12 protein-coding genes are annotated in these 23,424 nt (G+C 41.9%); 9 read left to right on the forward strand and 3 right to left on the reverse strand.

Annotated features, from left to right (window positions below; translation table 11 throughout):
* The first annotated feature begins 11 nt into the window (after positions 1-11).
* From AB3G73_RS03925 to AB3G73_RS03965, 9 genes are all read left to right on the forward strand, one after another.
* Positions 12-2,225 (forward strand): RagB/SusD family nutrient uptake outer membrane protein, encoded by a 2,214-nt coding sequence (locus tag AB3G73_RS03925; protein WP_367742963.1) that lies wholly within the window; start codon positions 12-14, stop codon positions 2,223-2,225.
* 206 nt (positions 2,226-2,431) lie between these two features.
* Positions 2,432-4,171: a thrombospondin type 3 repeat-containing protein gene (locus tag AB3G73_RS03930; protein WP_148366780.1), complete on the forward strand. Its 1,740-nt coding sequence runs from the start codon at positions 2,432-2,434 to the stop codon at positions 4,169-4,171.
* A 60-nt stretch (positions 4,172-4,231) separates the two neighbouring features.
* Positions 4,232-4,900: a DUF3826 domain-containing protein gene (locus tag AB3G73_RS03935; protein ID WP_367742970.1), complete on the forward strand. Its 669-nt coding sequence runs from the start codon at positions 4,232-4,234 to the stop codon at positions 4,898-4,900.
* A gap of 205 nt (positions 4,901-5,105) precedes the next feature.
* On the forward strand, positions 5,106-6,029 hold the full coding sequence (locus AB3G73_RS03940; protein ID WP_167511862.1) for a glycoside hydrolase family 43 protein: 924 nt from the start codon (positions 5,106-5,108) through the stop codon (positions 6,027-6,029).
* A 32-nt stretch (positions 6,030-6,061) separates the two neighbouring features.
* On the forward strand, positions 6,062-9,382 hold the full coding sequence (locus tag AB3G73_RS03945; protein ID WP_367742979.1) for an exo-alpha-sialidase: 3,321 nt from the start codon (positions 6,062-6,064) through the stop codon (positions 9,380-9,382).
* 122 nt (positions 9,383-9,504) lie between these two features.
* Complete coding sequence (locus AB3G73_RS03950) at positions 9,505-12,327, forward strand: glycoside hydrolase family 78 protein (protein ID WP_367742984.1); 2,823 nt, start codon at positions 9,505-9,507, stop codon at positions 12,325-12,327.
* 94 nt (positions 12,328-12,421) lie between these two features.
* Positions 12,422-13,756 (forward strand): glycoside hydrolase family 28 protein, encoded by a 1,335-nt coding sequence (locus AB3G73_RS03955; RefSeq protein WP_258980535.1) that lies wholly within the window; start codon positions 12,422-12,424, stop codon positions 13,754-13,756.
* A gap of 56 nt (positions 13,757-13,812) precedes the next feature.
* Positions 13,813-15,777: a DUF3826 domain-containing protein gene (locus tag AB3G73_RS03960; protein WP_367742986.1), complete on the forward strand. Its 1,965-nt coding sequence runs from the start codon at positions 13,813-13,815 to the stop codon at positions 15,775-15,777.
* 229 nt (positions 15,778-16,006) lie between these two features.
* Positions 16,007-16,786, forward strand: coding sequence for a patatin-like phospholipase family protein (locus tag AB3G73_RS03965; RefSeq protein ID WP_367742987.1), 780 nt, complete (start codon positions 16,007-16,009; stop codon positions 16,784-16,786).
* A 98-nt stretch (positions 16,787-16,884) separates the two neighbouring features.
* On the opposite strand, the gene AB3G73_RS03970 is transcribed toward AB3G73_RS03965, so the two are convergent.
* The 3 genes from AB3G73_RS03970 to AB3G73_RS03980 form a co-directional block, all read right to left on the reverse strand.
* Positions 16,885-17,772 carry an SDR family NAD(P)-dependent oxidoreductase gene (locus AB3G73_RS03970; protein ID WP_367742989.1) on the reverse strand — a complete coding sequence of 296 codons (888 nt, stop codon included), beginning with the start codon at positions 17,770-17,772 and terminating at the stop codon, positions 16,885-16,887.
* 112 nt (positions 17,773-17,884) lie between these two features.
* Positions 17,885-21,751, reverse strand: coding sequence for a family 78 glycoside hydrolase catalytic domain (locus AB3G73_RS03975; RefSeq protein ID WP_367742991.1), 3,867 nt, complete (start codon positions 21,749-21,751; stop codon positions 17,885-17,887).
* Between the two features lie 105 nt (positions 21,752-21,856).
* A complete protein-coding gene (locus AB3G73_RS03980; RefSeq protein WP_217722575.1) occupies positions 21,857-23,323 on the reverse strand; it encodes a glycoside hydrolase family 140 protein in 1,467 nt (488 codons plus the stop codon).
* Positions 23,324-23,424 lie beyond the last annotated feature (101 nt).

Below are 23,424 nucleotides of genomic sequence, written 5' to 3' on the forward strand. Positions count from 1 at the left end.
AAGAAATAGCGATGAAAAGAAAAAATATAATAGCTTTCAGTGTTGCTTTAATGGCAATAGGCACTTTCACTTCATGTAGTGATGAGTTTCTACAAGATAAAAAAAATTACGATTATGTTGATGCAAGTACATATAATACATTTAGTGGCGCAAAGGCACGTGTGGATGATATATATGCTTGGTGCTTGCCTAATACGAGTTCAGAACCAAGCTGGAAATATAACAGTACAGGAGCAGCTGATCTCCAATCTAAGTCTACAGAAGAGTACAGTGGGTTTGGATCATTTGTAGATCCTGATGCTCCGATGACTAGCCAAAGTGGAAATAATACGGTTCCTGATTATTTCCATAATAGTGGTAATAATATTCAGGCAAGTGTTTGGGGGCGTATTCGTAATTGCAATGATGTTATTTATGGTATAGAGAATAGTACTCTTTCAGAAGAAGAAAAGAATGAACTATTAGGACAGGTCTATTTCTTTCGTGCATGGTGTTACTATAATTTAGTGAAGTGGTATGGTGGAGTGCCCATAATTACGGAAGTGCAGGAGCCAGTGGCAGGAGCTATTGTTCCTCGTTCTACGACAAAAGCTTGTATTGATTTTATTTGTGGAGACTTGGAACGTTCTGCACAGTTACTTGCTTCATTTACAGAAAATGGCGGATGGCCTTCTAGCGATTTTGGACGTGTTACTTCTGGTACAGCACTTGCATTGAAAGGACGGGCTCTTTTGTTATATGCAAGTCCACTGTTTAATCGTAAAAATGACGTAGAACGCTGGAGGAAAGCTTATAATGAAATTACGACTGATCTACCTAGAATAAATGCTTGTGGCTATGGTTTAGTTAATGAAAGTAATGTCGGAACGAATGCTTCAGGCTGGGCGAATGTATTTTCTATGGTTGATGGTAATACAGAAGCGGTATTTGTAACGTTGTATAATGACATAGCGACGGGGGGAGTACCTGATTTTAGCAAAAATAATTCATGGGAACATGGTATTCGACCATCAAATGCTATGGGAGGAGGTGGTAAAACTCCTTCAGCCATGATGGTTGATATGTTCCCTATGGCTGATGGTAAGAGACCTTCTACATGCAATACTTATACTACATTAGAGCAATCTTCTATCGTTTATGATAAAAATGTTCCGTTTGCTAATCGTGATCCTCGTTTTTATAGGACATTTGCTTTTCCGGGAGTACGTTGGGCTTTCAGTGGTGATCCAAAGAACTCAAGCAATAATAATCCTTATACAGGAGATAAGTATAATTTGTGGAACTATGTTTGGTATGCTAATGAAAATGATAGAGATAATGAGGAAGCTAGTAGTTCCAATACATATGGTGCAGATAACCTGTTGACGAATGCCAAAGGTTTTTATATACGTAAACGTTCGGATGATTTAGATGTAAATTCAAATGCCAGATACAAATTTAGCCAAGCAAACGGCTTTAAATTTAGTGGTAGTCCATATTTGGAAATTCGTTATGCTGAAGTGTTGTTGAATTATGCGGAAGCAGCATGTGGTGCCGGTGAAATGGGAGTAGCTGTTGAACAGTTGAAGAAGATACGTGCTCGTGTGGGATATACATCAGCAAATAATTTTGGCCTGCAAACCAATTTGTCAAGTGATCAGTCTGCATGTTTTGCCGCCATCTTGTATGAACGTCAGATTGAGTTGGCTTATGAAGGTAAACGTTTTGATGACTTACGTCGTTGGATGTTGTTTGATGGTGGTGCGGAAAGAGCAGAAGGAGCACCTGACACATGGCTCCCATCTGGTTGGAATGGAAATACTTGTACTTATTTAGGTTTTAGACAACTAAATGGACAGCGTCGCGATAATCTTGAATTCCGTGTAAGCAGCGCTCATGAGAGTAAAGGACTTGGTGGTACATCGTGGGAAATAAATGGGGTAAATCCAGATCCATTAAAAGATGTAACACGTCCGGATGCATTAGATTTGAGACAGGCGGATATTTCAAGTCAACAGAATAAGTTAGTTGAGTTTTATAATACTTATCTAACACGTAAAATGAAGAAGGGAGATGCATATACTACTGATCATACACCGAAATATATGAATTTCCTTCCTCGGTATTATTTCCTGGGTTTTGCAGAAGGAGCTCAAAAAGCTAATCAAACATTGCCACAAACTATTGGTTGGGCAGATTATAACAATGGTGGTGCTAATGGTACTTTCGATCCATTAGCAGAATAAGTTCATAATCTCCAATTTGTCTATATAATAACGTTTCTAATACCTCTTGAATAGGAGGATTAGAGACGTTATTCTTTTATAAAGATTTGAGTTATGTAGAAAAACATATTTTGAATAATAATTTCTGCTCTACTGATTACAAATCTTTTTCTCTTTCGTCTTATTATTGTATTTTTGAATTAACAACTTCACTAAACCAAATAAAAATGAAGAAGAAACATGTATTATTAGCAGCTTTTGCTGCTGCAATGTTGACTCCGACTGTTGCATGGGCTCAATACCCACAAATAACCGACGAAGCCAAAGAAAACTATAAAAAGATGATGACTGAAGAGCGGAAGCGCTCTGATGAAGCATGGGCGAAGGCACTGCCAATAGTGCAGAAAGAAGCAAAGGAGGGACGTCCTTATATTCCTTGGGCTAGCCGTCCATGTGATTTGCCACAAGCGAATATTCCGGCATTTCCTGGAGCAGAAGGTGGCGGTATGTATAGTTTCGGTGGTCGCGGCGGTAAAGTTATTACTGTGACTAATTTGAATGATCGTGGACCCGGTTCTTTCCGTGAAGCTTGTGAAACAGGGGGCGCTCGTATTATCGTGTTCAATGTGGCAGGTATTATCCGTTTGGAGTCTCCGATTATAGTTCGTGCTCCCTATGTTACTATTGCAGGACAGACAGCTCCCGGTGATGGCGTTTGCATTGCCGGCGAATCATTTTGGGTAGATACGCATGATGTTGTTGTACGCCATATGCGTTTCCGCCGTGGAGAAACAAAGGTTTGGCATCGTGATGACTCTTTCGGAGGAAATCCGGTTGGTAATATTATGATTGACCACTGTTCTTGTACGTGGGGGTTGGATGAAAATATATCTTTCTACCGTCATATGTATGATCCTAGTGAAGGTCAATATGAAAGCAAAGATTTAAAACTTCCTACTGTAAATGTGACTATTCAGAATACAATCTCTGCAAAAGCATTGGATACATACAACCATGCATTTGGTAGCACTTTGGGAGGTGAAAACTGTGCATTTGCCCGTAACCTATGGGCTAGTAATGCAGGACGTAACCCTTCTATTGGCTGGAATGGAATATTCAACTTTGTCAATAATGTAGTGTTCAACTGGGTTCACCGTTCTTCTGATGGTGGTGATTATACCGCTATGTTCAATATGATTAATAACTACTACAAACCGGGACCTGCTACACCGAAAGACTCTAATGTAGGACATCGTATTTTGAAGCCGGAATCAGGACGCAGCAAACTGGATCATCACGTCTACGGACGAGTTTATGCTGATGGAAACATTATGGAAGGTTATCCTGCCATTACAGCAGACAACTGGAAAGGTGGTATTCAGATTGAAGACCAATCAAATACTGACGGGTATACTGAAAACATACGGAGCTATCAACCGTTTGAAATGCCGTATATTAATATTATGGGTGCAAATGATGCTTATGATTATGTATTGAAACATGCAGGTGCAACTATCCCTTGCCGTGATATTGTAGATGAACGTGTGATTGAAGAAGTGAAAACGGGCATCCCTTACTATGAAAAGAAACTTCCGAAAGATGCTTATGGCGATCTAACCGGTCTGTCTCCTAAATCAATGGGTGAAGACGGACAATTTAAATATCGTCGTTTGCCTAAAGATTCTTATAAGCAGGGTATTATTACTGATATCCGTCAGATGGGTGGATTCCCTGAATATAAAGGTACTCCTTATGTAGATACAGACGGTGACGGTATGCCGGATGAATGGGAAATTGCCAATGGCTTGAATCCGAATGATCCGAGTGATGCTAATAAGGATTGTACAGGTGACGGATATACTAATATTGAAAAATATATCAACGGTATCAGCACAAAGCACAAAGTAGATTGGAGAGATATGAAGAACAACTACGATACATTGGCTGAAAAAGGAAAATTAATGTAATCGCAGGTAAGGTGCCGGGGGCAAGTTTTCTTTCGGCATCTTGCTTTAAAAACAATATCAATGAAAAAGATACTGATACTATCATTGCTTTTTATTTCCGGTTGGATGTCCGCACAGACAGTCGACTTGAATAAAGAGAATCGTGATCCTGAATATGTGAAGTCTATTGTCGGTCGGTCACAGAAGATCGTTGATAAACTTGGGCTTACAGATGCGAAAATAGCCGAAGACGTTCGGAATATCATAGCCAATCGTTACTTCGAATTAAATGATATTTATGAAGTACGGGATGCAAAAGTCAAGAAGGTAAAAGATTCAGGGTTGACTGGTGATGCTAAAAATGAAGCACTGAAAGCTGCCGAAAATGAAAAAGATGCGGCATTATACCGTTCACATTTCGCTTTTCCTGCCGATTTATCCCTCTTTCTTGATGAAAAGCAAATAGAGGCAGTGAAGGATGACATGACTTATGGAGTGGTGAAAGTGACTTATGACTCACATCTGGACATGATTCCGACTTTGAAAGAAGAAGAAAAAGCCCAGATATATGCTTGGCTGATAGAGGCACGTGAATTCGCATTGGATGCCGAAAATTCGAACAAGAAACATGCTGCTTTCGGAAAGTACAAAGGACGTATCAATAATTATCTGGCTAAACGTGGATATGATCTGAAGAAAGAACGTGAGGAATGGTATAAACGTGTAAAAGCCCGTGGAGGTTCTCTATAATAAAAAAATAAGATACTATAAAAAGAAGCGAAATTCTTTCCCATTGTAAATGGTTAGTTTGTTTGATGGTGGAAAGGGTGGCTCGGAGAGTCGCCCTTTTATCATATATAAATTTTGAATCTAATGATTCTTCTGTTATATTTGAGTACAAATTAGACTTATTATCGTCTCCTCTGTATAAAGGATACAATTATAGAATATAGAAATGAAAAAGTTAAGAAATACATTAGCTGCAATAAGTCTTCTGTTTTTGGCTTCTTGTGGAGGTAACAAAGACTACTATATGTTCACTTCATTTCATGAACCGGCTGATGAGGGATTGAGATACTTATATAGTGAGGATGGAATACATTGGGACAGTATTCCGGGAATCTGGTTGAAACCGGAATTGGGGCAGCATCAACTAATGAGGGATCCTTCAATGGTGCGCACTCCGGATGGAACCTACCATTTGGTCTGGACTACCAGTTGGAAAGGCGATTTGGGATTTGGTTACGCACATTCCAAAGACCTGATTCATTGGTCGGAGCAACAGATGATTCCTGTAATGGCAGACGAACCGACTACCATTAATGTATGGGCTCCGGAGATTTTCTATGACGACGAGAGTGAACAGTTTATGGTTGTATGGGCCTCTTGTGTCCCCGGGCGTTTTGAAAAGGGGATAGAGGAAGAGAATAACAATCATCGTTTATACTATATCACTACAAAAGATTTTAAGACAGTTTCGAAAGCAAAACTTCTGTACGACCCGGGATTCAGCACCATTGATGCTGTCATCGTGAAACGGGCGAAGAATGACTATGTCATGGTGCTTAAGGATAATACCCGTCCGGAGCGCAATCTGAAAATCGCTTTTTCCGATTCTATGACCGGACCTTATTCGCCGGCATCACAGCCTTTTACAGAATCCTTTGTAGAAGGACCGTCTGTAGAGAAGTTGGGCGATGATTATTTAATCTATTTTGATGTGTATAAGAAAAAAATATATGGTGCTATGCGTACAAAGGATTTCCGGAACTTTACAGACGTAACAGAAGAAGTAAGCATCCCTGTGGGGCATAAGCATGGAACAATATTCAAAGCTCCGGAATCAGTAGTAAAGGCATTGCTGGAAGAAAAGAAATAAATCCGGAACTAATTTAAAATCAGAAATAAATCATGAACAACTCTGCTAAAATTCTTTTTGTACTGGCTGCCGGATGGTTGACTACTACAGCCTTTGCACAAGATAGAATCCATTATACAGGAAAAGAATTATCGAATCCTGCTTATCACGACGGGCAACTGTCTCCGGTAGTCGGAGTACATAATATTCAATTGGTGCGTGCTAATCGCGAACATCCGGATGCTTCGAACGGTAATGGATGGACTTATAATCACCAACCGATGCTCGCTTATTGGAATGGGCAATTTTTCTATCAATATCTGGCAGATCCTTCTGATGAGCACGTACCGCCTTCACAGACTTTTCTGATGACTTCGAAGGATGGATATCACTGGACGAATCCGGAAATTGTATTTCCTCCTTATAAAGTGCCCGATGGATATACCAAAGAGTCTCGTCCGGGTGTGCAGGCCAAAGATCTGATTGCCATTATGCACCAACGTGTTGGATTTTATGTCTCTAAATCCGGCAAACTGATTACAATGGGGAATTATGGAGTTGCTTTGGATAAAAAGGATGACCCCAATGATGGAAACGGTATTGGCCGCGTAGTTCGTGAAATAAAGAAAGACGGCTCTTTCGGACCGATCTATTTCATTTATTATAATCATGGATTTAATGAAAAGAATACCGATTATCCATATTTTAAAAAAAGTAAGGATCGTGAGTTTGTAAAAGCTTGTCAGGAAATTCTTGATAATCCGCTGTATATGATGCAGTGGGTGGAAGAAGCCGACCGTGAAGATCCTATCATTCCGCTGAAGAAAGGATATAAAGCATTCAATTGCTATACATTGCCGGATGGACGTATTGCCAGTCTTTGGAAACACGCACTTACTTCTATCAGTGAGGATGGCGGACATACCTGGGCGGAACCGGTGCTTCGTGCAAAAGGTTTTGTCAATAGCAATGCAAAAATCTGGGGACAACGTCTAAGTGACGGAACGTATGCTACCGTATATAATCCGTCGGAATTTCGTTGGCCGCTAGCCATCTCTTTGAGTAAAGATGGATTGGAATATAAGACATTAAATTTGGTACATGGTGAAATCACTCCCATGCGCTATGGAGGAAATTATAAATCATACGGTCCCCAATATCCACGTGGTATTCAGGAAGGTAATGGAATACCTGCAGATGGTGATTTATGGGTTTCTTACAGTGTGAATAAGGAAGATATGTGGATTTCCCGCATTCCTGTTCCGGTAGAGATAAATGCTTCAGCACATGCGGACGATGATTTCTCAAACAATAAATCAATTGCAGAACTGACTGACTGGAATATTTATTCTCCGGTTTGGGCTCCGGTTTCTCTGGAAGGTCAATGGCTGAAACTGCAAGATAAAGACCCGTTTGATTATGCTAAAGTGGAACGTAAAATACCGGCTTCTAAAGAGTTGAAAGTCTCATTCGATTTGCAAGCCGGGCAAAATGATAAAGGCATCCTTCAGATTGAATTCCTGGATGAGAACGGAATAGCATGTTCCCGTATGGAACTTACTGATAATGGAATTTTCCGAATGAAAGGTGGCTCGCGGTTTGCCAACATGATGAAATATGAAGCAGGAAAGGTTTATCATGTAGAAGCGGTCCTTTCTACTGCCGATCGTAATATTCAAGTATATGTAGATGGTAAAAGAGTAGGGCTGCGTATGTTCTACGCACCTGTGGCTGCTATTGAACGGATCGTATTCCGTACTGGTACGCCTCGTACATTCCCGACTGTAGATACTCCTGCCGATCAGACTTATGATCTGCCAAATGCAGGTGCACAAGACTCATTGACAGAATATGGTATTGCCAATGTGAAAACATCTTCTACAGATAAAGACGCGTCTTCTGCTTTCTTAAAGTATGCCGACTTCAGTCATTATGCCGACTATTTCAACAGTATGGAAGATGAGAACATCATTCAGGCCATTCCTAATGCAAAAGCTTCGGAATGGATGGAGAAAAATATACCTTTGTTTGAATGCCCGCAACATAATTTTGAAGAAATGTATTATTATCGTTGGTGGTCATTACGCAAGCATATCAAAGAGACTCCTGTGGGATATGGTATGACGGAGTTCCTCGTTCAGCGTTCCTATTCTGATAAATATAACCTGATCGCTTGTGCGATCGGACATCATATTTATGAGAGCCGTTGGTTACGTGACCCGAAATATCTGGATCAGATTATTCATACATGGTATCGTGGCAATGACGGCGGTCCGATGAAGAAAATGGATAAGTTCAGCTCATGGAATGCGGATGCTGTATTGGCCCGTTATATGGTAGATGGGGATAAAGATTTTATGCTGGATATGAAAAAAGATCTGGAAACTGAATATCAACGTTGGGAACGTACGAACCGTTTGAAGAATGGATTGTACTGGCAGGGGGATGTACAGGATGGTATGGAGGAATCTATCAGTGGTGGACGGAAGAAAAAATATGCCCGCCCGACAATCAATAGTTATATGTATGGCAATGCCAAAGCACTTTCATGTATGGGAATTCTTTCCGGTGACGAGGGGATGGCTATGAAATATGGTATGAGAGCAGACACGTTAAGAAATCTGGTAGAAAATGAGTTGTGGAATACCTGTCACCAGTTTTTTGAAACGATGCGTACAGACTCTTCAGCAAATGTCCGTGAAGCAATCGGATATATTCCCTGGTATTTCAACCTGCCGGATACGACAAAGAAATATGAAGTTGCCTGGAAAGAGATTCTGGATGAAAAAGGTTTCTCTGCTCCTTACGGATTAACTACTGCAGAACGTCGTCATCCGGAATTCCGTACACGTGGAGTGGGTAAGTGTGAGTGGGACGGAGCTATCTGGCCGTTTGCTTCTGCACAGACATTGACAGCAATGGCTAACTTTATGAATAATTATCCGCAGACCGTATTGTCTGACAGTGTATATTTCCGTCAGATGGAATTGTATGTGGAATCACAGTATCACCGTGGTCGTCCTTACATTGGCGAATATCTGGATGAAGTGACCGGTTATTGGTTGAAAGGGGATCAGGAACGTAGCCGTTACTATAATCATTCTACTTTCAACGATCTGATGATTACAGGGCTGATTGGACTTCGTCCGCGTCTGGATAATACAATTGAAGTAAATCCATTGATCCCTGCCGACAAATGGGATTGGTTCTGCTTGGATAATGTACTATATCACGGTCATAATCTGACGATTCTTTGGGATAAGAACGGCGATCGTTATTATTGTGGAAAAGGCTTACGCATTTTTGTGGATGGTAAAGAAGTCGGTCATGCAGATACATTGACAAGAATCGTTTGTACAAATGTTCTTGAATGATAAATTTTAGGCACGGATTACACGGATTACGCTGTAGCTTTACGCGATCATATTTCTAAAAACCGTGAAATCCGTGTAATCCGTGCCTGATTTATCGTTTATCAAATAAAGATATATGAAAGATGAATTTTAGAAATTATTTTCTTTTAATACTGCTTTGTCTGCCATGTTTCATGCAGGCGAAGAATATAACAATCAGCCGTCTTACTTGTGAAATGCAGGAAGGTTTGGTTGTAGTTGAGGGGGCACCTCGTTTGGGATGGGCGATGGAATCACCTCAAAACGGGACACGACAATCAGCCTATGAAATAGACATTCGGGAAGCTTTTACAGGACGTCAAATTTGGAATAGTGGAAAAGTCTATTCTTCACAGAGCCAATTGGTTTCTATAGAAGGAGCAGATATACGTCCTGATAATCCGTTCAATTATAGTTGGCGTGTTCGTGTTTGGGATGAGACAGATGCACCCTCTGAATGGAGCCGTGAAGCACAGTTCCGCTCTGCTTCCTCAAGACTTTCCGAAGGAAAATGGATTGGAGCTATCACTCGCCAGAATGCTCATTTACCGGAAGGACGCAAGTTTCACGGTGGAGAGTTGAAGAAACCGGAGGTAAAGGCAGCTTGGGAAGCAGTGGATACTTTAGCAAAGAAAAGTATTTGTTTGCGAAGAACATTCCAGGTGGGAGATACAACAGAAGGGAATACAAACCGTCAATCAAGCAAAAAAATAGTAGAGGCAACCGCATACGTTTGTGGCTTGGGATTCTATGAATTTTCTTTGAATGGCAAGAAAGTGGGCAACAGTGAATTTGCTCCGCTGTGGAGTGATTATGATAAAACTGTTTACTATAACACATATGATGTAACGGAACAATTACGGCATGGTGAGAATGCTGTGGGAATCTTATTGGGGAATGGATTCTATAATGTGCAGGGAGGACGTTATCGCAAATTACAGATAAGTTTTGGGCCTCCTACACTTTTATTTGAACTGGTTATTAATTACGAAGACGGAACATCTACTACACTCCGTTCTGACAATGACTGGAAATATGATTTTAGTCCGGTGACCTTCAATTGCATCTATGGAGGTGAGGATTACGATGCGCGTCGTGAGCAAAAAGGATGGAATCAGGTTGGCTTTGATGATAGTCATTGGCGTCCGGTAGTTATACAGGAAGCTCCTAAAGGAATACTACGTCCACAGATGGCGCCTCCGGTGAAAATCATGGAACGATATGATATTCAAAAGGTAACCAAACTAAATGCGGAACAGGTTGCTTCAGCTTCTAAATCGACTAAAAGAACTGTCGATCCTTCTGCTTTCGTGTTGGATATGGGGCAAAATCTGGCTGGCTTTCCGGAAATAACAGTACGTGGTAAACGTGGACAGAAAGTGACTCTGCTCGTAGCCGAAGCATTGACGGATGAAGGTGCCTGTAATCAGCGACAAACGGGACGTCAACACTATTATGAATATACACTGAAAGGTGAAGGTGACGAAACCTGGCATCCTCGTTTCTCTTATTACGGTTTTAGATATATTCAAGTCGAAGGAGCTGTCTTAAAAGGACAAAAGAATCCGCAGAAGTTGCCTGTGTTGAAGAATATTCAATCCTGTTTCGTATTTAATTCGGCTAAGAAAGTTTCCACTTTCGAATCATCCAACCGGATATTTAATGCTGCCCATCGATTGATCGAAAAAGCAGTGCGTAGCAATATGCAGTCTGTGTTTACAGATTGTCCGCATCGTGAAAAACTAGGCTGGCTGGAACAGGTGCATCTGAATGGTCCTGGGTTATTATACAACTATGATTTGACAGCTTATGCTCCGCAGATTATGCAGAATATGGCAGATGCGCAACATACCAACGGTGCCATGCCGACAACTGCTCCGGAATACGTGGTTTTTGAAGGTCCGGGCATGGATGCTTTTGCCGAATCTCCGGAATGGGGTGGTTCTCTGGTTATTTTCCCATTTATGTACTATGAGACGTATGGAGATGACTCGTTGATTAAGAGATATTATCCGAATATGCGCCGTTATGTGGATTATTTGAAGACTCGTGCAGAGATGGGTATTCTTTCTTTCGGCTTGGGAGATTGGTATGATTATGGAGATTTTCGTGCCGGATTCTCTAGGAACACACCGATTCCCCTGGTGGCTACCGCGCATTATTATATGACAGTAATGTATCTAATAAAAGCTGCGAAAATGGTTGGCAATGACTTTGATATTCATTATTATACTTCTTTGGCACATGAAATACTTGCCGCATTTAATAAATGTTTTCTCAATAAAGAGACAGCACAGTATGGTACAGGGAGCCAATGTAGTAATGCACTTCCGTTATTCCTCCAGATGACGCAGGATTCAGATGAACAAGGCAGTTATCAACCGGATGCAAAGTTGGATGAGAAAGTACTTATGAATCTGATTAAAGATGTGGAAGCACATGGCAATCGCTTAACGACCGGTGATGTGGGTAACCGCTATCTGATTCAGACACTGGCGCGTAATGGTCAGCACGAACTTATTTATAAGATGTTCAACCACGAAGAAGCTCCCGGATATGGCTTCCAGTTGAAATTCGGTGCAACAACCTTAACCGAGCAATGGGATCCCCGCCAAGGTTCTTCCTGGAATCATTTTATGATGGGACAGATTGATGAATGGTTCTTTAATTCACTGGTCGGTATTCGTCCATCTACTACTTATCAAAAGTTTATCATCGCTCCCCAGCCGGTAGGAGATTTGAAATATGTCAAAGCATCGTATGAAACTTTATATGGTACTATTGTTGTGGATTGGACTAGCCAGAATGGAACTTTCACTTTAAACATATCTGTTCCGGTGAATACTACGGCTGTTGTTTATCTTCCGGGAGAAAAAGAACCCAAAGAGATACAGAGTGGAACATATCAATTGGTTTGTGCAAAATGAAAGAACCTTTTGCATATATTTGTAGAATTAAAAAAACAATGTATTCATGATTTTTTAGAAGGCAATGATGAAATATAATTTAATAATATCGATTATGAATTTACGGACAATTCTTCTCGTCTTTCTTTGCTTCTGTGCAACCACAGTTCTTCGTGCCGAGCGTGTGGATATGTTGAAGGCCGGTGCAAAAGCAAATGGTAAGGCTCTTAATACAAAGCTAATCAATTCAACGATTGATCGTTTGAACCGTGGTGGCGGAGGTACTCTTTTCTTTCCTGCCGGGACTTACCTGACAGGAAGTATTCATCTGAAAAGCAACATTACACTGGAGTTGGAAGCCGGAGCTACTTTGCTCTTTTCTGACAACTTCGATGACTATCTTCCTTTTGTTGAAGTTCGTCATGAAGGAGTGATGATGAAAAGTTTCCAGCCTTTGATCTATGCGGTAGATGCCGAGAATATTACCATCAAAGGAGAAGGAACTTTGGACGGACAGGGAAAGAAATGGTGGATGGAGTTCTTTCGTGTCATGATTGATTTGAAAGATAACGGCATGCGTGATATGAATAAATATCAGCCGATGTGGGATGCGGCAAACGATACGACAGCGATTTATGCTGAAACGAATAAGGATTATGTAACTACGTTGCAGCGTCGCTTTTTCCGTCCTCCGTTTATCCAGCCCGTCCGTTGTAAGAAAGTAAAGATTGAAGGAGTGAAAATTATCAATTCTCCTTTCTGGACGGTGAATCCTGAATTTTGCGATAATGTAACAATAAAGGGTATAACTATTGATAATGCCCCTTCACCAAATACAGACGGGGTTAATCCGGAATCCTGCCGCAATGTGCATATCAGTGACTGCCATATATCAGTGGGGGACGATTGCATAACCATCAAGTCCGGAAGAGATGCGCAGGCCCGTCGTTTGGGAGTACCTTGCGAAAATATTACCATAACCAACTGTACCATGCTTTCGGGCCATGGAGGCGTTGTTATCGGCAGTGAGATGAGTGGGAGTGTGCGTAAAGTGACTATTTCCAATTGCGTATTTGATGGAACGGATCGTGGAATCCGCATCAAATCAACCCGTGGAAGGGGAGGAGTTGTTGAAGACATTCGCGTTAGCAACGTTGTTATGAGCAATATTAAACAGGAGGCGGTCGTGTTGAATTTGAAATACAGTAAAATGCCTGCAGAACCAAAGAGTGAACGCACTCCGATCTTCCGTAACGTACATATCAGTGGAATGACTGTGACAGATGTAAAGACTCCAATCAAAATGGTGGGTTTGGAAGAAGCACCGATATCTGACATTGTTTTGCGTGATATTCATATTCAGGGAGGAAAACAGAAATGTATCTTCGAAAATTGTGAGCGTATCACGATGGATGATGTGATCGTCAATGGTGAAGAGATTAAAATGTAATCTTGCTCTACATCTGATGTCTTTATGATGACTTACTTAGAATCAAATAATTAAAAATGAAACGAATCCTTTTTACCATGCTTCTTGCTGCATCTCTTTCGGCTGAAGCGCAGACACAGACATACGAGACGGAATTTGCCCGTCCCTTGAATGAAGTACTGACGGATATTCAAAACCGTTTCGGAGTCCGTCTGAAATATGATATTGATACGGTAGGAAAAGTACTGCCTTATGCCGACTTTCGTATTCGTCCTTATTCTGTAGAAGAATCCCTGACGAATGTATTGGCACCTTTCGATTATAAATTTGTCAAACAGAAAGGAAATATGTATAAGCTAAAAGCGTATGAATATCCACGTCGTACGGATGCAGACGGAGAAAAGATGCTGGCTTATTTGAATACTCTTTATGCAGATCGGCAGGCTTTTGAACTTCGTGTTGATTCTTTGAAAAAAGAAGTGCGTCAGCGTTTAGGTATCGATACTTTACTAGCTCAATGTGTTAAATCCAAACCTATTCTTTCGAAGATACGTAAATTTGATGGCTATACAGTGCAGAATTTTGCACTTGAAACACTTCCCGGCTTATATGTTTGCGGTTCTATCTACACACCTCAATCAAAAGGAAAACATGCCTTGATTATTTGTCCTAACGGACATTTTGGTGGCGGACGTTATCGCGAGGACCAGCAACAACGTATGGGCACTTTAGCACGTATGGGAGCTATTTGTGTGGATTATGATTTGTTCGGATGGGGAGAGTCGGCTTTACAAGTTGGCAGTGCGGCACATCGTAGTAGTGCGGCGCATACTATTCAGGCAATGAATGGCTTATTGATCCTTGAATCAATGCTTGCTTCCCGCAAGGATATTGATACCAGTCGTATCGGTACGAATGGTGGTTCTGGCGGGGGCACTCATACTGTTTTGTTGAGTGTATTAGATGACCGTTTTACTGCTTCTGCTCCCGTGGTGAGCCTTGCTTCTCACTTTGACGGTGGCTGTCCGTGTGAAAGCGGAATGCCTATTCAACTTTCTGCGGGAGGAACCTGTAATGCGGAACTAGCTGCTACTTTTGCCCCTCGTCCACAACTCGTTGTATCTGATGGTGGCGACTGGACGGCTAGTGTTCCTACTCTTGAATTTCCTTATTTGCAACGAATTTATGGATTCTATAACGCGAAAGACAAAGTAACGAATATACATCTCCCCAAAGAGAAACATGACTTTGGTCCGAACAAACGGAATGCCGTTTATGATTTCTTCGCAGACGTGTTCAAGTTGGACAAAAAGATGCTGGATGAAAGCAAAGTTACCATTGAACCGGAATCTGCGATGTATAGTTTTGGAGAAAAAGGAGCTTTGCTTCCCGAAGGTGCAATCCGGTCATTTGACAAGGTAGCCGCCTATTTTGACAAGAAGGCCTTTGCTGATTTAAAATCAGATGCTTCTCTTGAAAAGAAAGCTATGGACTGGGTAGCTTCTTTAAAGTTGGATGATGAGAAAAAGGCAGGTTTTGCGGCAACAGCTATTTATAACCATCTTCGTAAAGTTCGCGACTGGCACAATGAGCATCCCTATACAACAATTCCCGAGGGTATCAATCCTCTTACAGGCAAACCGCTTTCCAAGCTCGACCGTGAAATGATTGCAGATTCTGCTATGCCGAAAGAAGTACATGAAAGGCTAATGAAAGAGTTACGCAGAGTATTGACTGAAGAACAGATAGAACAAATCCTTGATAAATATACAGTAGGTAAAGTTGCTTTTACCTTGAAAGGTTATCAGGCCATTGTGCCCAATATGACAGAGGAGGAAACTGCTTACGTCTTGGAACAGTTGAAGCTGGCTCGCGAACAGGCTATTGACTATAAGAATATGACGCAGATCTCTGCTATCTTCGAAATTTATAAAACCAAATGCGAACAGTATTTCAATGAGCACGGTCGTAACTGGCGTCAGATGTTCAAGGATTATGTGAATAAGCGAAACGCAGAAAAAAAGGCCCAAGAAAAGAAATAAATAGGGGTAAGACCTTTTTCCTTCCTATATATCGGAGTATAATCCGGGACAATAAAGAAGAATATAATAGAGCTATGCTTTGCAACAGACAAAGGATAGCTTTATCATCTCTAAAGCATAGCTTTAGCTCTCATAAAACGCTGCTATAAATTATTTCTTCGCGATTACTAAACATCTTTTTCGCTGAAAATGTGTTATTTTGTAGATAACTATTTGAAATGTAGATGATATGGATAAGCAAAAAGTAGCATTGGTCCTTTCTATGGGAGGAGCACGTGGGATAGCACATATAGGAGTAATTGAAGAATTGCTTCGTCACAATTTTGAGATCACCTCTATTGCAGGAAGCTCGATGGGAGCTATGGTGGGGGCGATGTACGCTTCAGGAAAGATGGAAGAATGTAAGGAATGGCTATATAGTTGGGATAAACGTAAGATGTGGGAATTGGCGGATATTACCTTAAGCCGGGATGGATTGGTGAAAGGTGACCGTTTTATCAAAGAACTGAAACATATTATTCCGGACATGAATATTGAAGACCTGCCTGTCCCTTATGTAGCAATGGCTACGGATATTGTCCGCGATCAGGAAGTGAGGTTTGACAGGGGGAGCTTACATGAAGCTATCCGTGCATCTATTTCCATCCCCATGCTTTTCCGTCCATTGAGAAAAGACGGCATGGTTCTGATTGACGGAGGCATTCTGAATCCTCTTCCATTGGCTCATGTAAAACGCATTGAAGGAGATATCCTGATAGCTGTCGATGTGAATGCACCCCTCGATTCCGGAAAGAAAAAGAAAATATCTCCTTATAATCTATTGACAGAATCTTCAAGAATGATGATGCAACAAATCACTCGTTACCAGATAGAGCGTTGTCAGCCGGATATCTTAATTCAGATGTCCGGCGATACCTATGATATGTTGGAGTTTCATCATGCAGCTTCGATAGTGAAGACAGGAGTGGAAGTTACCCGAAGCGTGTTGCAAGAGTCTCATGGTGATTAATGATATGATAAAGACATATCATTGTATCTGATAAATATAATATTGGGCAATAATAGATATTATTATATCTGTTACAGAGGTAATAATATCATCTCAAGTTACTCCGGATAAATCATCTTTTTCGTCATTCCTCCGTCAATCGTGATATTTTCTCCATTGATGAAATCATTGTTTTTTTCACAGAGAAACAAACACATACGGGCAATATCTTCCGGTTTGCCTACCCGTCGCGAAGGATGTTGTGAATGATCTTCCGGTCGGAGTTGGTCATAATCATGAGTTTGTATCCATCCCGGAGCAATAGAGTTGACGGTGATATTCCATTCGGATAATGATAAAGCCAATGCATGAGTTAAAGAATAGATACCGCCTTTCGAAGCTGCATAACCTTCACTTCCCGGTTCACTCATCAGGTAACGTGTGGAGCAGATATTGATAATCCGGCCGTATGGGTTAGGAGAGGACTGCTCTTTACGATGTATGGCAAGCAGGCGGGAGGTGATAAATACAGGGCGTAGATTGATAGAAAGAATTTTGTCGAAATCCTCTACGCTCGTTTCGGTGATCGACGAAAATTGACTGATACCGACGTTGTTGACAATGATATCAATATCCTTCCAATCGGAAAGAATACGTTGCATGCAACTTTCAAGTGCATCCTTATCGCTGACATCGACTTTATGGAATATAGATCCGGTTGCTTTTGCAGTCTCTTGTCCCGCTATTTCATTTATATCACAAAAAGCGACTTGATTGCCGGACAGGCAAAAAGCTTCTACCATTGCCTTGCCTATTCCTTCCGCTCCTCCTGTTATAAATACTCTTCTTTTGGAGGGGGCTGATTTGGAGGTCATTGGAGTACACGAAGCCGATTCAGCCGGATGAACTGTTGTAGATTTCTTCTTACCATATTTCTGTGCTTGTTTCCAAGCAGCCTTTCTGGCTTCATATTGTTCCTGTTGTCTTTCTATATAATTATCTGCCATCGTTCTTTTTTATTTATTGGCAAATGTAAAATATAAAATGGATAAATACAAAGAATCGACCGCTCTTTTGCGGACAAAGGAGCGGTCGATTTTATTCAGATGACGGTTCAATTTAAAACTTCGTCGAATCTATCTCTGCATATTTAATTCGTTGGCGACGCCAAGTGTAAATGGCATGCAGTTTTCCGTCTTTTCCCTGGATAATACTAGGATAAGAGTATTGGCTGATCGGACTGTCTTCCAATGTAAGAACAGGCTTCCAGTTGATGCCATCTTCTGATACGGCTACACAAAGCGGAGTACGCGGACCTTTCGGAGTTCCGGGTAATGTAGAGAAATTATTGTAGATAAGTATGTGTCTGCCGTCTTTCATTGTCACAGCATCCGTTCCGGAATTATTATTCGGAACATCCAGCAGCGTTACTTTACTCCACGTATCACCATTATCGCTGCTCCATGCAGTTGCTACTTGTGCATTACGTGTACGGCAGAGTACCTGTAATCTCCCGTCTTTATGCTTCAGAATACTAGGTTGTATCGCATAAACAGGTTTGGCTCCTTCTCCTCTGATCGCTTCTCCTCCTTCTTGATCGTCCACATTCATGCCACCTTTTTTGCGGTTTTGGGTGGGGACGGATAACTCGGCATCCAGTGGACCTACCATCTTCCAGGTCTTGCCTTTATCATCGGAAATCTCGAAGTGAATACGCCATCCGTTACTTCCTTCCGTACTGGAAGGACAGATGATACGCCCATTGATATATTCCGGCTTATTCTTAATAGGTCCAAGAAAACCTTCCGGAAGCGGTTCGCGTTTGCTCCAAGTCTTTCCTCCGTCACGTGAACGAACCAGCCATCCTGTCCAGTCACTCACTTTCAGACCTATTTTATAGAACAGAATCAAGTCACCTCCGGGAATCTGGAAAAGAACCGGATTCCAACAAGCTTTTCTGCGGGCAATAAGTTTTCCTTTCTCATCTTTCACAGGTGTACAAGTTGAATCGATTCCAGCCAATGCAGCTTGTGAATCTTTGAGCAAGAACACACCGTCAGCGGCAAGTTTGGGGGCAGTCCATTCTTTGGAACCTTTCGGCTTACGACATACCCAGATGCAACAATCCGGATTGCGTTCTTTGGTTCCTCCGAAGAAAGAAGCTACGAGATCACCGTTCTTCAATTCTACAATCGTAGCTCCGTGACATTCGGGGAAAGAAGCTTTCTCGTACAGGAATTCATCACTTAGAATAGCCGTATTCCGGGTAGGGATGTCTACACTGAAGTGATATTTTCCCGATCCGATCTTTTCCTTCCGTCCATCCGGTAGGTGCACTTCACCTGTTGTATTGGCAGGAAGCTCGATGTCCCATTCCAGATGAATAGGAGTCTTTGCCCACCGACTGGTTATTTTCCCGTAGATGCTCATGTATGATGCATCCACATTGCTTAACTCCTGGATTTCAAAAGCCGGTTGGAAAACGATATGTTTGTAACCGGACTTCCAGCGGTCTGCACGAATACCTGCCAGATTATTGAAACACCAAGGTAATAAATCGCCTAAAAGCATCACGTGATTACCACTGTTCATTTCAGGATTGGCTGTATCACCATTCCATAATTCCCAAATAGTGGTAGCACCTTTTTCAACCATATATCCCCAAGAAGGATATGTTTTATTGGTAGCCAGTAAATAAGCTACATCGGCATGTCCACGGCGGCTCAATTCACGCAATAACCATTGTACGCCGATTACTCCGGTACTTATATGTCCTTTATTGGTCGTAATAATAGAAGCCACAGCATTTTGGGCTACCGCATTGATCTGATTTTTAGGAACCAGTCCGAAGGCAAGTGGCAAAATATTGGCAGTAACCGTGTTGTTGCCATAGAAAATACTATCCGGATATAAGGCATGTCCCGGCACGAGTGAGGTGCTTTCTTTTACGTGTAGGAAACGGGCGTTGAATGCATCTTTCATGCGATGTTCCAAATCTTCCCATTCTTTTGCGTCAGCTTCCAGTCCTTGCAGACTTGCAAAGCGGTGCATCAGTTGCAGTACCTTTAGATAATAAGCGGTTGAGATCAAATCTCCATCAGTCTTGCGGGATGGGTCTTTACTGTGAATCAACTCCAGTGATTCGGGTGGAACACACCAGTCACCATATTTATCTTTGGTGATGATATATTCCTCTGTCATGTAGTATTCGCGGATATGAGATACCCATTTTTTGATAGCCGGATAATTCTCCTCGATCGGACGTTTGTCTCCAAAGTTTGTGAAAAGCATGTCGCAGGCCATAGGTAAAGCGGCAGGCCAAGTCACATTATCCGAGTAATAATTCCAGTATGCCGGAGCCACATCAGGAATACAGCCATCTTCACGTTGTGCTTCGCGAATGTCACGCGTCCATTTGGTGTACATGGCATAATTATCGAAAAGCATACTCTCTCCCCAACACCCCATGGTACGGTCGCCCAACCATGGCTGGCGCTCATTTCGTTGTGGACAGTCTACCGGCATACCTTTATAATTACTCCGGATTCCCCAGAATGCATTACGGATAATCTTATTCAGAGTCTCGTCAGAACAGTTGAAAGTTCCGGTATGCTCCATTTCATCTTCTACTACCTCAGCAACGAAATCTTCAGCCTTCGCATTCGGATAACCGCTAACTTCTACATAGCGAAATCCATGATAGATAAAACGAGGTGCCCAGGTAGCATCTTTTGTTTCGCGTCCACTGACAACATATACATCTGTAGAACGGGCATCCCTAAAATTTCTGGTGTAAAGTTCACCATTGCTTTGCAGACTTTCTGCGAAACGGAGGCGGATACTGTCACCAACCTGTCCTTTAACTCGGAAACGTACCCATCCTGCCATATTCTGACCGATATCCAAGATATATTTATTGCCGAGCTTTTTAATGGAAACAGGTTTCAACGTTTCTGTGACTTTCATACCGGGCATCATTTGCGCACGCAATGTTCCCGAAGGAATGCTCACACGTTGTGCCGGCATCCAGTTTTTGTCATCATACCCGGTTTGAGTCCAGTTTCCTAACTCTTTACGGGCGTCGTACTCTTCACCATCGTATTCATTATTGCTACGGATAGGACCGTCAGTTGTCAATTTCCAAGTGGTGTTTGAAGCAATCGTTTCTTTGCTGCCGTCTGCATATTCCACAATCAGATTCAACCGAAGCTTAGGATAGCCGAAAGTCGGTATCTTATACGGTTTATAGTTTTGGCGCATCGTATAGAAACGACCATTTCCGAGAGTTACTCCAATAGCATTCTCTGTTTGAAGCAACGATGTGACATCATAGGTGTTGTACAGAAGCGTTTTCCGATAGTCGGTAGGAGCAGGAGCCAGAACTTGATTGCCGATACGTTGTCCGTTGATAAACAGTTCATACAATCCCATTCCGGCAATGTGTACTGTGGCACGTTTCACTTCTTTCTTCAATGCAAATTCTTTGCGGAGATAGCGGGCTGCCAAGCGGCTCCATTGTGTTTCGCTGTCTCCGGGAGCGGCTTTATCCAAACCAATCCATTGCCCTTGCCAATCTGCTTCATTAAACAGTCCTGTAGTCCAGAAAGCCGGAGTACTCCAATCTGTTGTCCCCTTGTTGGTGTCGATTTTCACTTTCCAATAGTAGGGAGCATTACGCTTTAGCGTTTTTCCTTGATAAGCGATCCATTGGGAAGCGTCAGATTCAATCTTTCCTGAATCCCAGATATCCCCTTTTCCTTGTTCCAATAGCTCCGGGGAAGATGCAACAAGAATGTGATACGCAGTTTGTATCACATTCTGTCCATCCGATTCGATGCGCCAACTCAATCGAGGTTGGCGCACATCGATACCTGCCGGATTTTTCAACTGTTCTGTTCGCAGGTCAGTGATACCTATGGCTGCGTATATGGACCCGGTAAAGAGCAGAAGGGAAAATAGGAATAATATAAATATTCTTTTATTCATAAGTAGGTTTTCATCTATAAATTTAGGCACGGATTACACGGTTTTTAGAAATATGATTGCGCAAAGCAACCGTGAAATCCGTGTAATCCGTGCCTCATAATATAATTATTTATTCCATTTTTGTTGTGCATCCGGTAACTCTGTCCAGTCCTTCTCCATATAGTTTTTACTGCTGTCCACTACAATCAGGATATGATCGTTTCCACTGCAGTAACCACTGTCATGTTGAAATTTGTGCACTCCATTATCAAATTCGCCGATATATTCCAGCTTGCCATCTTTCGTAGTGAACCACCAAGCGTTCTTCTTCGCACCACTGATCTTATTGAAATCAACTTCCATCGGACGTCCGGTGTAGTTGTATACCATCAGATAATCATTACCACGTGTAGCGATAGCTCGGTCATAACGTTCTCCATTCTGTCCTACGATGACAGACTGATCGGGTATACGTTCGAAGAACGGGAAAGTCAACATCAGGTTTTTCAGATACTTCATTTGATTGTAACCCGGATCATCCAGTGCTTCATACCAAGGCTTTTTAGCGCCATAAGCACCACCTACACCCGGTTTGATAAATTGCATGATAGAATTATGACCGTATGTATGTCCGAAAGAACCGGCAAATACCGACCAGTAAGCATACCGGCGTACATCATAGTCTTTCCAGAGCAATTCGTTCTCATCATGCAGGCCATGAGGAATTTCTTCGTAAATCGGTTCACCGTCAATCACGGGTTTCATTGGCTTCATAGCCAAGCTACGCTCTACGAAACGCCAGTTATCTTCTTCCGTATTTTCTTCGATAGGATAATCACCGTCTCCGAAACGTTGCCCGTAGCGGCGGTGTCCGCTTTGAAACATATTGAAATCCAACCAAGGAGCATTGTTAAACCAAGTAGCAGAAGTTGTTCTTCCACGCGGATGGAATGTCATCAGGTGATTCTTGTCGATAGCTTTGATAGAAGTGGCCAGAGCTTCCCATTCGGCGGTTTTTACATCGCCACGGATGTCTCCGCCGATAAACCAGATAATGTTCGGTTCGTCCTTATAACGTTCTGCCAGAAACTTACCGTATGCTTTTGCTTGGTCAACAGTCATTTCACCCCGGTTCACAGGACTTCCCCAAATACAGACCATACCAATATACAAACCCTTCTTTGCTGCTGTACGGATAATATAATCCATGTGATCCCAGTAACCGTATACACCTTTTTGATTGATGTTTTTGAAGTTGTATCCGTCAATCATCGAATACTGTCCGTAGATATTCATAGACGGAACATTATTCAATGTTTGAACCTGAATCACATTATATCCGCGGCGTTTACATTGTTCCAGATAATATTCGGCTTCATCCCGGTTCAAGCGTTCGGGTAATAACCATCCCGTTTCGCCTAACCAAAAGAAAGGAGCACCGTTTTCATGTTTCAGGTAACGTCCCTCTTCGGAAACTACAAGCTTTCCGTTGTTCCAGGGAATGTACGTCTTTTGCGTTTTCTTCTGTGCCGCTGCCGGGATAACTAAAGTTAGCAACAGCAATAAGAGAGGAAGAATCTTGAATTTTCTCATTGTATTTTATCGTTTTTAGTTTATTGTTTTCGAATATTAGGCACGGATTACACAAATTATGCTGTTGCTAGTCATATTTCAAAAGCCGTGAAATTCGTGTA

The sequence above is a fragment of the Bacteroides sp. L008 genome, assembly GCF_040812255.1.
GTDB lineage: Bacteria > Bacteroidota > Bacteroidia > Bacteroidales > Bacteroidaceae > Bacteroides > Bacteroides vicugnae.

What these genes read in the sequence shown, in the direction of transcription:
- AB3G73_RS03925 (WP_367742963.1), top strand. Translation starts at nt 12, where the DNA reads ATGAAAAGAAAAAATATAATAGCTTTCAGTGTTGCTTTAATGGCAATA.
- AB3G73_RS03965 (WP_367742987.1), top strand. Translation starts at nt 16,007, where the DNA reads ATGGATAAGCAAAAAGTAGCATTGGTCCTTTCTATGGGAGGAGCACGT.
- AB3G73_RS03940 (WP_167511862.1), top strand. Translation starts at nt 5,106, where the DNA reads ATGAAAAAGTTAAGAAATACATTAGCTGCAATAAGTCTTCTGTTTTTG.
- AB3G73_RS03950 (WP_367742984.1), top strand. Translation starts at nt 9,505, where the DNA reads ATGAATTTTAGAAATTATTTTCTTTTAATACTGCTTTGTCTGCCATGT.
- AB3G73_RS03955 (WP_258980535.1), top strand. Translation starts at nt 12,422, where the DNA reads ATGAATTTACGGACAATTCTTCTCGTCTTTCTTTGCTTCTGTGCAACC.
- AB3G73_RS03970 (WP_367742989.1), bottom strand. Translation starts at nt 17,772, where the DNA reads ATGGCAGATAATTATATAGAAAGACAACAGGAACAATATGAAGCCAGA.
- AB3G73_RS03930 (WP_148366780.1), top strand. Translation starts at nt 2,432, where the DNA reads ATGAAGAAGAAACATGTATTATTAGCAGCTTTTGCTGCTGCAATGTTG.
- AB3G73_RS03980 (WP_217722575.1), bottom strand. Translation starts at nt 23,323, where the DNA reads ATGAGAAAATTCAAGATTCTTCCTCTCTTATTGCTGTTGCTAACTTTA.
- AB3G73_RS03960 (WP_367742986.1), top strand. Translation starts at nt 13,813, where the DNA reads ATGAAACGAATCCTTTTTACCATGCTTCTTGCTGCATCTCTTTCGGCT.
- AB3G73_RS03975 (WP_367742991.1), bottom strand. Translation starts at nt 21,751, where the DNA reads ATGAATAAAAGAATATTTATATTATTCCTATTTTCCCTTCTGCTCTTT.
- AB3G73_RS03935 (WP_367742970.1), top strand. Translation starts at nt 4,232, where the DNA reads ATGAAAAAGATACTGATACTATCATTGCTTTTTATTTCCGGTTGGATG.
- AB3G73_RS03945 (WP_367742979.1), top strand. Translation starts at nt 6,062, where the DNA reads ATGAACAACTCTGCTAAAATTCTTTTTGTACTGGCTGCCGGATGGTTG.